Here is a 14,499-nt window from a genome sequence, read left to right as displayed (position 1 = left end):
TCCCCAGGTCACGCAATTTTGTCGGAGGGGACCGCTAACGTCTGCGCCACCGATGCCGACGGCTTTCGTCGCAGCGGGGGGTCAGCGTTGTCGGACGAAGGTTGGCGCATGCGCAGGTTCGAGTTCGTCGAGGGTGGATCGGCGAAGTTCTGGGAGATCGGGCGGGACGGCTCGGAGGTCACCGTGCGGTGGGGCCGCGTCGGCACCGGCGGGCAGACGAAGGTCAAGGCCTTCGACGACCCCGCCTCTGCCGCGGCCCACGAGAGCAAGCTCGTGGCCGAGAAGACCAAGAAGGGGTACGCCGAGAGCTCCGCCGGCGCCACGGCAGCGGCATCGCCGGCCGTGCCACCGGCCGTGGCCGTGCCCACCCCGGTAGCTGTGCGGGACGAGGACGCGTTCGTGTTCCCGCCGGCCTGGTACAGGCACCGTCATGCCCGCAAGGGCAGCAGCGGCACCGTGACCTTCACGCCCAAGCCCGACGCGCGCGTGGTCCTCGGGAAGGAGATGACCAACCGCATCGACCGGGCTCTGGAGGCGCCGACCACCGACAGGGCGGTCGCCGAGCAGGCAGTCGCGTGGCGGGAGGGCAAGCCGGACGCCACTCCGCTGGGTGCTGCTGCCGTCGCCGCCGTGACCGAGCTCGGGAACTGGCGGACCCGCGACCAGCTCATGTACTTCGCGGACGCGTGGATCGCCGAGCGCGGGTTGCGGTTCGCCGCCGAGGCGGCCACCGAGCTGATGAGTCTCAAGGTCACGGATGACAACCGGCCGCCGCAGGCTCACTACCTCCATATGTACGAGGACACGCTGGGTGTGCGGCACCTGCGCGCCGGGGAGACCCGGGACAGCTACTTCATCACCTTGGCGGTGGATGTGGCGCTGCGGGTGCGGCATGCGCTCGCCGCCGCCTCCGATGACGACTATGCGGATGTGGTTGCGGCGCTCGGGCCGTACCGTGCGGGTCATCTCTATGCGCGTGCGGCGACGTCGGTGCTCGTGCCCACCGAGCGCGAGTGGGTGGCGCAGGACATCGCCGACGTGGTCGCCGCCGATGACAGTTACCTTGCGGCTTTCCTGACCGCCGCGGCCGGCGCCAAGGAGGAGCTGGACGCACTGTTCCCCATCGCGGCGGACTGGTTGGTGTTCCGGTCGCTGCCCCTGCTCGTCACGATGGTCGACGGGGTCGGTGCCGGGGCGGCCGCCGCATTGTTCCACTGGCTGGGGCAGGACGTGGCTGACGCGGATTCCCGGCGGCGGCTGTTGTCCGTGCTGGAGCAGTTGCCCGGCGACGAGGTGATGCAGGGACTGATCGACCGGGTGGACCAGAAGTACGTCGCGCCCGCTCTGCTCGACGCGGCGGAGCGGTTTCCCGTCCGGGCGATGCGGCTGCTGGCCGGGTCCGCGTCGAAGCGCACGGTCGCCGATCTGCTCCGCGCTCACGTGCAGGCACATCCCGGCCTCGTCGACCGGGTTCTGCCGCGGCTCGGTCCGGAGGCGGCGAAGCGGGTGGAGGCGATCGTCGCGGACGCCTCGTCGTTGCGGGTCGCGCCGCTCTCCGCCGTACCGTCGATGCTTGCCGATCCTCCGTGGCAGCGCCGGGGGAAAGCCGCGAAGCCCGTGGTGCTCGGGGGTCTCGAATGCCGGGAGCCGGCGGCCATCCAGTGGGCCGACGGGGAGCGCGACGCGTGGGCCGCCGTTCATTTCTACCGGTATGACCAAGGCTTCGGCGCTCAGCCATGGGAGATGCGGTCGCGTCGTGTCCGGTCCGGTGACGCCGGCTGGCTGGAGGGCGCGTCGTTCTTCGTGGACGCTCCGGAGGCCGTCGCACGGCCGGTGCTCGCCCACTGGAACCCCACCGACACGTGGATGGCCGGGGACTGGATGCGTGTCATCGTCGCGCGTTTCGGGCTCGACTCCCTGCCGCTCGCGCTCGTGGTGGCCCGGCGCAGCCCGGCCGAGGCGGGGAAGGTCCTGGCGCCGTTCTTCTCGGTCGAGGTGGCCGTGCTGATGGCCGAGTGGTTCGGGCGGCTCAAGAGCGTGCGTGCGGTTGCGCTGGCGTGGCTGCTGCGGCATTCCGCCGGGGCGGCGCGTGCGCTCGTGCCGGCCGCGCTGGGCAAGGCCGGGGTGCCGCGCCGGCAGGCCGAGAACGCGCTGCTCGCCCTGCACCACCACGGCCAGGGAGACACCGTGCGGGCGGCGGCGCGGGAGTACGGCGCCGAGGCCGCTGCCGCCGTCGACGCGTTGCTGGAAAGCGATCCGCTCGCGGTGCTGCCCGCCAGGATGCCGGCGCTGCCCAGCTGGGCGACGCCGGGCCTGCTGCCGCCGATCAAGCTGCGCGACGGTTCCGGTGTGCTGCCGGTCGAGGCCGTCACCCACGTGATCACGGTGCTCGCGATCTCCCGGCTCGACACCCCGTACGCCGGTGTGGACGTCCTGAAAGGTGCGTGCGACCCGGTGAGCCTGGCCGAGTTCGGGTGGTCGCTGTTCCAGCGGTGGCAGCTGTCCGGGTCGCCGAGCAAGGAGAACTGGGTCCTCGACACGCTCGGACTCATCGGCGACGACGAGACCGTGCGGCTGCTCAGCCCGCTCGTGCTGGCCTGGCCGGGCGAGGGCGGCCACACCAAGGCGGTCACCGGACTCGCCGTGCTGGCCGCCATCGGCACCGACGTCGCGCTGATGCATCTGCACGGCATCGCCCAGCGGGCCAAGTTCAAGGGGCTCAAGGCCGCCGCGCAGCAGAAGATGGACGAGGTCGCCGCCGGGCTGGGCCTGAGCGCCGAGCAGCTCGCCGACCGGCTCGTTCCCGACCTCGGGCTCGACGACGACGGCAGCATGCGCCTGGACTACGGACCTCGGCAGTTCACCGTCGGGTTCGACGAGCAGCTGCGGCCGTTCGTCGCCGACGCCGCGGGCAAACGGCTCAAGGCCCTGCCGAAGCCGGGGGTGCGCGACGACGACGAGCTGGCGCCCGCCGCGTACAGGACGTTCTCCGGGCTGAAGAAGGACGTCCGCACGATCGCCGCCGACCAGATCCGCCGCCTGGAACGCGCAATGGTCACCGGCCGCCGCTGGACCGGCGCGGAGTTCCGCCGGCTGTTCGTGTCCCACCCGCTGCTGTGGCACATCGTCCGGCGCCTGGTGTGGGGCCGGTACGACGAGTCGGGCGCCCTGATCGGTGCGCTGCGCGTCGCGGAGGACCGCAGTTTGGCCACGGTGGACGACGACGAGACGACCATCGCGGACGATGCGATCGTGGGTGTCGCGCATCCGCTGCAGCTCGGCGACACGCTGCCGGACTGGGTCGAGATGTTCGCCGACTACGAGATCCTCCAGCCGTTCCCGCAGCTCAGCCGGCCGACGTTCACGCTCACCGAGCAGGAGGCGGCGAGCAGCCGGCTCTCCCGGTTCGAGGGGGTCACCGTGCCGACCGGGCGGGTCATCGGCCTCGAGCGGCGCGGCTGGCGGCGCGAGACACCGCAGGACGCCGGGATCCAGGGCTGCATCGAGCTGGCCGTCGACGGCAAGCGGGAGGTCGTCATCGACCTCGACCCGGGCGTCGCGGTGGGCGCGATGGACATCTTCCCCGAGCAGAAACTCGAGCGCATCTACCTGTGGAGCGGCGACGGCAGCCGCTGGGGCAACCGCACCGAGGGCGCGCAGGCGCTCGGCGAGCTCGACGCGATCACCGTGTCCGAAGTCATCCGCGACCTGACGGAGATCACCGCATGAGCGCCTCCGAGGCCCTCGAGGTCACCGCGTCCGCCGCCGAGGTGCAGCGGCCGCCGGCCGAGGTTCGCTACGCCGACGAGCTGGCCCGGCTGCGGGCCGCGGACACCGCCGCCCGGCCGCCGGGCTGGGCGTTGAGCGTGCAGGCCGCGCGCCGGTTCGTCGTCGGCGACGACGCGCTCGGGGTCAGCCGCAAGTTCGTCGGTGATCCGTCGTTGATCGACCGCGCCCTCATCACCCTGGCCACCAGCCGCGGGCTGATGCTGGTCGGCGAGCCCGGCACGGCGAAGTCGCTGCTCTCCGAGCTGCTCGCGGCCGCCGTGAGCGGTGACTCGACGCTGACCATCCAGGGTGGTGCCGCCACCACGGAGGACCAGATCCGCTACTCGTGGAACTACGCGCTGCTGGTCGCCGACGGCCCCTCCACCCGGTCGCTGGTGCCGGCGCCCCTGCTGCGCGGCATGGCAGAGGGACGCACCGTCCGCTTCGAGGAGATCACCCGGTGCCCGCTCGAGGTGCAGGACTGCCTGCTCTCGCCGCTGTCCGACCGGGTCCTCGCGATCCCGGAGCTGACCGGACCCGACGCGATGGTGTTCGCGCGAGACGGCTTCAACGTCATCGCCACCGCGAACACCCGGGACCGGGGCGTCAACGACATGAGCTCGGCGCTCAAGCGGCGCTTCAACTTCGAGACCGTGTTCCCCATCGCGGACTTCGGCACCGAGCTCGCGCTGGTCGCCGACGAGGCAGCCAAGCTGCTGCGACGCTCGGGAGTCACGGCCGCGCCCCGCCGCGACGTCCTGGAGGTCCTGGTCACCACGTTCCGGGAGCTGCGCACCGGGGAGACCGCACGAGGCGACTCGATGGACCGGCTGTCGTCGGTGATGAGCACGGCCGAGGCGGTGTCCGTCGCGCATGCCGTCGGGCTACGCGGCTGGTTCCTGCGCGGGGAGCCGGGCAACGCCGAGGACGTGGTCGCCTGCCTGGCCGGCACCGCGGCCAAGGACAACGCCGAGGATCTCGCCAAACTGCGCCGATACCTGTCCCAGCAGGTCACGTGGCGCACCGGCGAGCAGTGGAAGGCGTTGCACCAGGCCCGTCACCTGCTCCCGGGCTGAGCGGGCGCAGCCATGGCGGTCACGTTCATCGGCGTTCGCCACCACAGCCCCGCCTGCGCCCGGCTCGTCGCGGCCACCATCGACGAGCTACGGCCCGCGTACGTGCTGGTCGAGGGGCCGGCCGACCTCAACGACCGGATCGGTGAGCTGCTGCTCGGGCACGAGCTGCCCGTCGCGGTGTTCACGAGCTACCGCGACGAGGAGCGCCGCCACGGGTCGTGGGCGCCGCTGTGCGACTACTCGCCCGAGTGGGTGGCACTCACCCACGGCCGGGACGCCGGCGCGGAGCTGCGTTTCATCGACCTGCCGGCGTGGCATCCCGCGTTCGCCGGCCGCAGCAACCGCTACGCCGACGCGGAGCTGCGCTACACCGACGTGATGCACCGGCTGTGCCGCAGCTTCGACGTGGACAACGTCGACGTGCTCTGGGACCACCTGGTGGAGATTGCCCCGCACGAGGGTCTCGCCGAGCGGCTCGCCACCTACTTCGACCTGGTACGAGGGCAGGCCGCGGCCGGCGAGTCCGACACCGAGCGCGAGACGTACATGGCACGGTGGGTGCGGGCCGCGCACGCCGCCGCCGGAGATCGCCCGGTCGTCGTGGTGACCGGTGGTTTCCACCGTCCCGCCCTGGTCGCCGCGCTCGCCGCGGGCGGGGACACGCAGTGGCCCGAGGTGCCCAGCCTGCCCGAGGGTGCGCTCGGCGGGAGCTTTCTCGTGCCGTACTCGTTCCGGCGGCTCGACGCGTTCGACGGCTATCAGTCGGGGATGCCGTCGCCCGCGTACTACCAGGAGTTGTGGGACTCGGGGCCGCGCGGCGCGGCGCAGCACCTCATGGAGGCGGTCGCCGGGCGGCTGCGGGAGCGCAAGCAGCCGGTGTCCACAGCGGACCTGATCGCTGCGCAGGCCACGGCGGACGGCTTGGCCACGGTACGGGGGCACGCCCATCCGGCCCGTGCCGACGTGCTCGACGGGCTGGCGTCGGCGCTGGTCAACGAGGCACTGGACGTACCGTTGCCGTGGTCGTCGCGGGGCACGCTGCGGGCCGGGACCCATCCGGTCGTGGTGGAGATGGTTGTCGCGCTCAGCGGGACCCGCGTCGGACGGCTGCATCCCGGCACGCCCGCGCCACCGCTGGTGCACGACCTCGACGCCGAGCTCGTGCGGGCCGGACTCGACAAGCCGGCGGACCTCTCGCTGGATCTGACGCTCGGAGCCGACCGGGCGCGCAGCCGGATCCTGCACCGGGTGCGGGTGCTGGGTGTGCCTGGGTTCCACCGCACGTCCGGGCCCAGCACCGGGCTCGATCCCACGTTCACCGAGCGGTGGACGGTGCGACCGGACCCGGACCGGATCACCGCCGTGATCGAGGCCGGCGCGTACGGGGCGACGCTCGCCGACGCCTGCGCGGCGGTGCTGGCCGAACGGGTGGCCGGGCGCGACATCGACACCCTGGCGCAGGTGCTGTTCGACGCGGCGCTGGCGGGTGTCCGGGAGGTGTCCGAGCAGGTGCTCGCCGACATCGACGCCACCGTCGGGGCCGCCGCGGACCTCGGCTCGCTCGGGCGCATGCTGGCCGTGGTGGTGACCATGTGGCGCCACGACCGGATCTTCGGCACCGCGCACAGCGCCACGCTCGGGCAGGTCATCGGCGCGGCCGTACGCCGGATCCTGTGGCTGGCCGAAGGCGTGCGCGGCGCTGCGGCACCCGCCGACCTCGGCAGGATCAGGGCGGTCGCCGCGTGCCGGGACGCTCTGCGACACGCGGGCGAGGCACTCGGCCTGGACGTCACCGATGCTCTGGAGGTGGCCGCACGGCTCGCTTCCGACACCGCCGCGCCGCCGGACGTGCGCGGCGCGGCGTACGGGTTGCGGTGGGCCCTGTCCGGTGGCGCCGTCTCGGATCCCGCGCGGGTCGTGCGCGGGGCGTTCGTGGCACAGACGGCCGGAGACTGGCTCGCCGGGCTGTTCGCGCTCGCCCGGGAGGAGGTGCTGCACGCCGAGGAGATCATCGCCCTGCTGGACGAGCTGCTCTCGGCCATGCCGGTGGAGGATTTCCTGGTGGCGCTGCCGGCGCTGCGGCAGGCCTTCGAGTTCTTCCCACCCCGCGAACGCGAGACCATCGCCGAGCGGCTGCTCGCCCGCCGGGGCCTCGCCGGCAGCGGCCGTTCCCTGCTGCGGGGCGTCGCCGACGCGGCCGTGGTGGCGGCCGGCATGCACCTCGACGAGCGGGTCGACACGCTCCTGCGCCGCGAAGGACTGCTCACATGACCGATCCGGATCTGGAACGCTGGCGGCTCGTGCTCGGCGAGCCGGCGTCCGCTGTCGGCGAGCTGAGTGCCGAGGGTGCGGCGCGCGACGCCGCGCTGGACTGGCTGTACGGTCGCGACGGCGAGCACGACAGGCGCGACGTGCGGCAGGGTGGCAGCGGTGCCTCCGTGCTGACCACCGTCGACTGGCTCGACGACATCAACCGGCTGTTCCCGAAGGAGACCATCGAGCGGCTGCAGCGCGACGCGGTCGAACGCTACGAGATCACCGACATCGTCACCGATGCCGCGGTGCTCGAGACGATCGAGCCCAACCCGGCGCTGCTGCGGGCCGTGCTGCAGACCAAGCACCTGATGAACCCGGAGGTGCTGCGGCTGGCCCGGCGCATCGTCGAGGCGGTGGTCCGTGACCTCATGGCGAAGATGGCCACCGAGGTGCGCTCCGCGTTCACGGGTGTCCGGGCGCGGAAACCGAGCCGGTGGAAGCAGGCGCGGGACTTCGACATGACCCGGACGCTGCGGGCGAACCTCGGCCACTACCGGCCCGGTGAGCAGCGGCTGTACATCGAGACGCCGCACTTCTTCTCGCGTACCCGCCGGCATGTCGAGCAGTGGCAGGTGATCCTGCTCGTGGACCAGTCCGGATCGATGGTCGACTCGGTGATCCACTCGGCGGTGACGGCCGCCTGCCTGTGGGGGCTGCCCGGTGTCCGGACGCACCTGGTGGCGTTCGACACCGAGGTGGTCGACCTGACCAGCGAGGTGGACGACCCGGTCGAGCTGCTGATGAAGGTCCAGCTCGGCGGCGGCACGGACATCGGGCGCGCGGTCCGCTACGGCGCGAGCCTGATCGAGCAGCCCCGGCGCGCGATCGTGGCGCTGATCAGCGACTTCTACGAGGGCGGCTCGACCGCGGTGCTGGTCCGCGCGGTCCGCGAGCTGGTCGACCAGGGCACCAAGGTGTTGGCCCTGGCCGCGCTGGATGCCCAGGCCGTACCCGCGTACGACCGGGACACCGCGCAGCAGCTCGCCGACGTGGGGGCGGCGGTCGGCGCGATGACACCGGGTGAGCTGGCGGCGTTCGTGGCGGAGCAGGTGGGGCGATGAGGGCCGACCTGCAGGCTCTGACGGCCGACACGCTCACCGAGCTGACCAACCGTGGGCTGGTCAAGCGCGCGGCACGGGAGCTGGAGCGCGCGGCCCCGGAGATGACCGAGGACGACGACGGCACGGTTCGCGCGACGTACCCGGACGGGGTGACGACCACGCTGCCGGTCGGCGGGCTCGACGAAGGCACGTGCAGCTGTGGCGCGGCGGGTGTGTGCCGCCACGTGGTCGGGCTGGTACTGGCCTACCAGGCGCCGGTCGCGGCACCGGCAGCCGACGACGCCACCGCGCTCACCTCGCCGGGGCGCAGTCCCGGCACGGAGCCCTGGTCGCCGGGAGAGTTCAGCGATGACCAGCTGGCCGCGCGGATCGGGCAGCGCGCGATGGCGGCCGCGCGGCGGGTCGAGGCGGCCGGGTACGTCGCTCGGGTGCACCGCGGGCGGCCCGCCGACCCGGTGCCCAGTGTGGAGCTTCCGACGGCGACCGTGCGCTTCCTCGTGCCGCACGATCTGGGGTTCGCCCGCACCGACGCCCTGGCCGGGGTGCGCGACGACGTGCTGGCGCTCGCGGTGTGGGCGTTCCGGGTCGCCGACGAGCGTGCACCCGGCGAGACCGACGTGCAGGTCCAGGTCGGCGGCGCGGCGGCGCCGGCCGGGGGTGTGGGACTCGACAGCGCGGTGGTCCTGGCGGAAGCGGTGCTGCGGGAAGGGGCGGTACACCTGGGGGAGGGGCTGGCCGCCGACATCGCCATGGTGCGGCGCGACCTGGAGGCCGCCCGCATGCGATGGCCGTTGCTGGCGGTCGACGACCTGGTTGCGCAGCTGGAGGCGTACGCGGAACGCAGCGCCCGCTATCACCCGGAAGCCCTCGCCGATCATGTCGCGGAGCTGGTCGCGCGCCACCGGGCGGTGACCAACGGCGGGTCCGCGCTGCGCTCACGGGTGCTCGGCACCGACGAGGCCTCCGAGACCCCGCTGCGCCGCGCGCGTCTCGACGGACTCGGCGCGCGTGTCTCGGCGGTCGGTGGTGAGCGGGTTGTCGACCTGTTCCTCGCCCATGCGGACAGTGCGACGGTGCTCGTGCTGCGGCGCGCGTACGAGACCGAGGATGCCGGCCCGCAGCTGGCCGCGCGCCGCGTCGCCGGGGTGACCATCGGCGCGCTCGCGGGTGGAGCCGTCGTCACCGAGTCCGCCGCGCGCAGTGCCAGCCGCACGGTCCGCCTCGGCACCCGCCGGCTCAGCCGCACCGAGGCGATGACCGCCCGGGGATCGTGGCAGGACCTGCCCCGCGGCCTCATCGCCACCGACCTGACCCGGCTCGCGGCCGAGCTCGACGCCCTGCCGCCCCGGCCGATCCGGGCCCGCGTCGAGGCGGAGCTGGTCCGGGTCGTCCCGGTGGCCGAGGTCCGCTCGCTCCGCTACGCCCCGGGCGCCCAGCGCCTCGACGCGGTGATCGCGGACGCCTCCGGAACCACTGCGGTGATCTCCGCCGTGCACGCCTCCTGCGCGCCCGGCCGCCTGGACGCCATGGCCACCGCCCTGCAAGGCCCGGTGCGTTACGTCTCCGGCAGCGTCCGGCGCGGCGGTGGCGGCATCGTCATCGACCCGCTCGGCTTCGCGGTCGAGGACGCCATCGTGGTGCCCGACCTCAGCCCGGCCGACCGGGCCACGCCGCCGGCCGGGCCGGCCCCGGCGGCGACGGATCCGCTCGCGCCGGCGCTCGACGAGGCGTTGTCGCTGCTCGCGGAGGTGGTGCACCGGGGGTTGCAGCACGCACCCGCGACGATGAGTGGCCGCCTGAGAGAGGCCGCGGCACGGCTGCGCGGTCTGGGACTGCGCCGCACGGCGGAGGCGATCGAAACGTTCGCCGGCCGGCTCGGGCCCGACCCGGGTGAGGCCGCGGTGGCCGGCTGGGTCGACGCCTACCTGCGCGTCAGCATCGCGAACGACCTGCGGTGAAAGCGGTGGCATCCATGAGAGAGCGCCGGGGGAGCTCTGTCCCCCGGCGCTCTGGCGGCCGGTCAGGCGGAGGCCTGCGCGGTTGCCGGCCCGACCGCGGCCGGCTCCGGCGCGTGGTCCTGCGGCTTCCCGGCGGCCGCCGCCCGCGGGTGAGGGCGGCTCCAACGGCGCATGAGCGGGCGTTCGACGAGCGTGTACAACGCCCACGTCAGCAGCAGCGACACGGCGAAGACGCCCGAGACGAACAGGACCGTGCCGCCGAAGCTGAACGTCGCTCCCGGGCCGAAGAGCAGGATGCGGCCGTAGTGCAGCACCAGCCAGTGGATGAGGTAGAAGGCGAAGCTGGCCTCGCCCAGCCACACCATCAGCCGGCTGCTCGCCCAGGTCCGGCGGCCGGCGATGTCGGCCGTCGCCGTCGCGCCGATGACCAGGACCAGCGGGATGACGAACGTCGCGGTGACGCCGGAGAGCTCCGGGAGGATGTGGGAGAGGGCGAACGGGCGCAGCAGCGAGGCGAAGTACGCGGGGACCAGCAACGCCAACGCCCAGCGCAGCCGTACTCCCTTCCAGCGCCCGCTGATGACCAGACGGGCCAGCAGGATGCCGAGGCTGAACTCGAGCAGCCGGACGGCGGGCAGCTCGTAGACGAACCAGAAACGCAGGAGCGAGGTGTCGCTCCAGTCCATCTTCGGGGTCGCCGGGAGCAGCTTCGCCGCGTACGGCACGGCCATGGTGGCCACGATGAAGGCCCAGGTCCAGCGCCACAGCCGGTCCTCGCGGATGCGGTTGAACAGCAGCGCCAGCAGCGGGAAGCAGAGGTAGAAGAAGACCTCGCAGGCGAGCGACCAGACGGACGCGTTCGTGCCCTGGATCGACGCCTCGCTCGGGATCCACGGGTGGACGAGCAGGAGGCTGGGCAGCGTACGCAGCAGGCCGACCGGTTGCGCCGCGGCGATGAGGAGGACGAGTCCGGCCGCCCAGGTGATGATGTGGTTCGGCAGGATCTTCGCCGCCCGGCGCCGCCAGAAGGCGCGTGCCGTGTCGTCCGGTGTGGCGGACCACATCAGGACGAAGCCGCTCAGGATGAAGAAGAAGCTGACCCCCATCGGCCCGATGGGGTTCAGCGCCATGTAGGTGAGACCGCCCACCGTCTTGTTGTCGAACATGACCTCCATGGCGGCGTGGTCGGCGAAGACCATGAGTGCCGCGATGAAGCGCATGCCGGTGAGGGTGGGTAGCCGGGAGCGACGAGATGTGCTGACCGTGGGAGCCGGCGTGACCATGCGATCCTCCAAATACGCGCCTGTACGCCGGGAGCCTTGTGGCCGTTCGTCGAGGCGCGGTCGAGGGGCCGTACACGAAAGCCCTGATCGTTCGCCGAGATCGAGCCTCGAGTGGGGCCCGGGACCATGACCCCCGATCAGCCCGCGCACCGCGGAGGCACGGAGGGCAGATGGCGGAGAAGATCGGTCCGGACGGCCTGCGGGTGCTGTTCACGACGTCGAACTGGGCGGGCCACTGGTTCTGCATGGTGCCGCTCGGCTGGGCGCTGCAGGCCGCCGGGCACGAGGTACGGGTGGCGTGCGCGCCGGCACAGGCGCGCGCGGTGGCCCGGGCCGGGCTGGTGCCGGCTCCCGTGCTCGTCAGCGGGGACATGATGGTCCTGGGCCGGATGACGCACTATCTCGCCGCGGTGACCGGTGCCCGGACGCTGCCCGGCCTGCCGCGGCATCCGCTGACCGGGGCGGCTCTGGCGAGCCTGGACGAGTTCGACCTCGCCTCGATGGAGGACGAGTTCTGGGCCGGGCATGCCGCGAACCTGCGGGACGGCTTCGCCGGCGTGGAGCGGCTGGCCCGCGACTGGCGGCCCGACCTCGTCTGCCACGACGTCATGGGTGTGGACGGCGCGATCGTCGCGGCCCGGCTGGGGGTGCCGTCGGTGTTCGTCGCTCCGGGGCTGTTCGGCACCGTCGAGACGGTGCCGGGCCTGGATCTGCGGGTGGCCGATCAGGCGTACCGGGCCGTCGCCGCGGACGTCGGCTGGTCGCGGGAGCGGATCACCCACATCGTCGACCCGTCGCCGGGCGCGGCGCTGCCTCCGGTCGGCGACGCGGCACGCCTGCCGGTGCGGTACGTGCCGTACAACGGGCCGGGCGAGCTGCCGCCGTGGCTGCGGGACGCGCCGGACGGGCGGGACCGCATCTGCGTGATCTGGGGTCATTCCGCGACCGGCATGTTCGGGCCCGACGTGCCGGCGTTGCGCCATGCCGTCCATGCCGCCGCCGCGACCGGCGCGGAGGTTGTGCTGACCGCGAGTCCCGAGCAGGTCGACGCTCTCGGTCCGCTGCCCGCCGGGGTGCGCCCGTTACGCGGCTTCCCCTTGGATCTGCTGTTGCCGACGTGCACGGCGGTGATCCACCATGGCAGCGACAACTGCATGATGAACGCCGCCGTGGCCGGGGTGCCGCAGCTCGCCCTGCCGCTGGATCACGACCAGCTCGCGTACGGGCAGCGGATCGAACCCACCGGCGCGGCGATCGCGGTGCCTGGTCTCGCCGCCGGAGCGGACGACGTGGCCGGGGCGCTGGCGGCGCTGCTCGGAGAGCCGGGCTACCGGGCGGCGGCGCGGGAGCTGCGCGCCGAACAGGCGGTCCGCCCCGCCCCGGCCGACCTAGTCGCCACCCTCACCGAGCTGGCCCGTCATCGATGACCGGGGCCACACTGCGGATCTCGGCTACCAGGAAGCCGCGACCGAGGTCCGATTCTGTCCCTGAATGGTGGGGTTTCCAGCTATGAGGGTATGGAGTTTGCAGTGGATCGTGACGGACCCGATCAGCCCCGCGTCGACGTGTGGTGGGTGGACCTCGGCGGCGACGCCCTCACCCCCGCGGTGCTCGCCCGGCTGACCCCGGCCGAACGGCAGCGCGTTGACGCCTACGAGTCGCCGGAGGCGGCACTCCGGTTCGCGGCGGCACGGATCGTCGCCCGTGCCGTCGACAAGGGCGGTACCGACGGGACCGCGTGCTCGCTGAGCTTTGCACACAGCGGCTACGGCCTCGCCGTGGCCGTAGCGACCGGGGTCGAGGTCGGCGTCGATGTGGAAGCCGTCGGGCCGGGCGTGCGCACCGGCGACATCCCGGTCGAGTTCTGCACCGGTGAGGTGCGCCGCCGGCTCGCCGGACTCGCCGACGACGACGCGCGCTGGACCGCCTTCCTGCGCCACTGGGTCCGCAAGGAGGCCGCCGCCAAGTCCGCCGGACTCGGCCTGCTGCTGGACATGGCGTCCGTACCCATGACCGGGTCCGGGCCGGGCGAGTACCGCGCCCGGTTGCCGGACGGCCGGCGGCTGCGGATCGTCGACCTCGCCGTGCCGGACGGGTACGCCGCTGCGCTGGCGACTGCCGGCCCGGCCGTGGTGACCCTGCGCCGCTACCCCTGGCCGGACGGTCCGTCCTCGACCGTCCCTTGAAGGCGTCCCGGCAGGCTGCGGACAGACGGCGCGCCGGCGCCGTCGTCGACGGCGCGGGAGGCGACATGCACGACGGGACGGAAACCACCCTCGGCCTCGAGGGCCGGGTCGCCCTGGTCACGGGCGGCACCCGCGGGCTCGGGCTCGCGATCGCCCGCAAACTGTGCTCCGCCGGTTGCGACGTGGTGCTCAACTATGCGGGCTCGGACGAGGCAGCGCAGGCGGCCCTCGACAGTCTCGCCGGGCTCAAGGGCGCGGCGAGCCTCGCCCGCGGCGACATCCGCGAGCCGCAGACCGTACCCCGGCTGCTCGAGGAGGCGGCCGGCCGGCACGGCGGGCTCGACATCCTCGTGCACAACGCGGCCTCGTGGCAGCCGATGCCGGCCCTTCGCCCGGATCAGGCGGCGCTGCGCCGTGACCTGTCCACCGCGGTGGACCCGCTGCTGTACGGCGCCACCGCATTCGCGGACGTGCTCGGCGCTCGCGGCCGCGGGCGCATCGTCGCGGTCTCCAGCACCGGCGCGCGCAACGTCGTACCCGGTTACGTAAGCCTCGGTCTCGCCAAGGCGGCCCTGGAGAGCCTCGTGCGGTATCTCGCCGTGGAGCTCGCCGGACGCGGGGTGGCCGTGAACGCCGTCGCGACGCACAAGCTGGACAAGGGCGTTCCCGACGGCCGGCCCGAGGTGGCGGCGATGCTCGCCGCCCGCACGCCCGCCGGCCGGCTGACCCGCCCCGCGGACGTCGCCGACGTCGTCGCGCTGCTCTGCACGGACGAGGCCGCGTGGATCCACGGTCAGGTCATCGGGGTCGACGGCGGTCTCAGCCTGCACGCCTGAACCCGTCAGGACGAA

9 protein-coding genes are annotated in these 14,499 nt (G+C 73.2%); 8 read left to right on the top strand and 1 reads right to left on the bottom strand.

Translation table 11 applies throughout. From position 1 onward, the window contains the following. Nucleotides 1-108 precede the first annotated feature (108 nt). Genes AB0J80_RS04855 through AB0J80_RS04835 form a run of 5 tightly spaced genes read left to right on the top strand, consistent with a single transcriptional unit; the run spans nt 109 to nt 10,179 of the window. The gene (locus AB0J80_RS04855) at nt 109-3,729 is read left to right on the top strand and encodes a DUF4132 domain-containing protein (RefSeq protein ID WP_364700466.1); all 3,621 of its coding nucleotides are present in this window, start codon (nt 109-111) and stop codon (nt 3,727-3,729) included. Then, nucleotides 3,726-4,844 carry an AAA family ATPase gene (locus tag AB0J80_RS04850; RefSeq protein WP_364700464.1) on the top strand — a complete coding sequence of 373 codons (1,119 nt, stop codon included), beginning with the start codon at nt 3,726-3,728 and terminating at the stop codon, nt 4,842-4,844. Before AB0J80_RS04855 ends, AB0J80_RS04850 begins: the two co-directional genes overlap by 4 nt. 12 nt (nt 4,845-4,856) lie before the next feature. Then, a complete protein-coding gene (locus AB0J80_RS04845; protein ID WP_364700462.1) occupies nt 4,857-7,115 on the top strand; it encodes a DUF5682 family protein in 2,259 nt (752 codons plus the stop codon). After that, the gene (locus AB0J80_RS04840) at nt 7,112-8,221 is read left to right on the top strand and encodes a VWA domain-containing protein (RefSeq protein WP_364700460.1); all 1,110 of its coding nucleotides are present in this window, start codon (nt 7,112-7,114) and stop codon (nt 8,219-8,221) included. The genes AB0J80_RS04845 and AB0J80_RS04840 overlap by 4 nt, the downstream gene beginning before the upstream one ends. Then, entirely contained in the window at nt 8,218-10,179 is a 1,962-nt protein-coding gene (locus tag AB0J80_RS04835) for a hypothetical protein (protein WP_364700458.1), read from the top strand. The genes AB0J80_RS04840 and AB0J80_RS04835 overlap by 4 nt, the downstream gene beginning before the upstream one ends. Nucleotides 10,180-10,241: 62 nt before the next feature. On the opposite strand, the gene AB0J80_RS04830 is transcribed toward AB0J80_RS04835, so the two are convergent. Then, the gene (locus AB0J80_RS04830; protein ID WP_364700456.1) at nt 10,242-11,399 is read right to left on the bottom strand and encodes an acyltransferase; all 1,158 of its coding nucleotides are present in this window, start codon (nt 11,397-11,399) and stop codon (nt 10,242-10,244) included. A 233-nt stretch (nt 11,400-11,632) separates the two neighbouring features. Here AB0J80_RS04830 and AB0J80_RS04825 point away from each other — a divergent pair, with 233 nt between their 5' ends. From AB0J80_RS04825 to AB0J80_RS04815, 3 genes are all read left to right on the top strand, one after another. After that, a complete protein-coding gene (locus AB0J80_RS04825) occupies nt 11,633-12,889 on the top strand; it encodes a nucleotide disphospho-sugar-binding domain-containing protein (RefSeq protein ID WP_364700454.1) in 1,257 nt (418 codons plus the stop codon). A 102-nt stretch (nt 12,890-12,991) separates the two neighbouring features. Then, entirely contained in the window at nt 12,992-13,648 is a 657-nt protein-coding gene (locus AB0J80_RS04820; RefSeq protein ID WP_364700452.1) for a 4'-phosphopantetheinyl transferase superfamily protein, read from the top strand. Nucleotides 13,649-13,713: 65 nt separating this feature from the next. After that, complete coding sequence (locus AB0J80_RS04815) at nt 13,714-14,484, top strand: SDR family oxidoreductase (protein WP_364700450.1); 771 nt, start codon at nt 13,714-13,716, stop codon at nt 14,482-14,484. The last annotated feature ends 15 nt before the right edge of the window (nt 14,485-14,499 follow it).

Origin of the sequence: Actinoplanes sp. NPDC049548 (assembly GCF_040676695.1) — a bacterium.
GTDB lineage: Bacteria > Actinomycetota > Actinomycetes > Mycobacteriales > Micromonosporaceae > Actinoplanes.
This window is presented reverse-complemented; position numbering and strand designations above follow the sequence as displayed.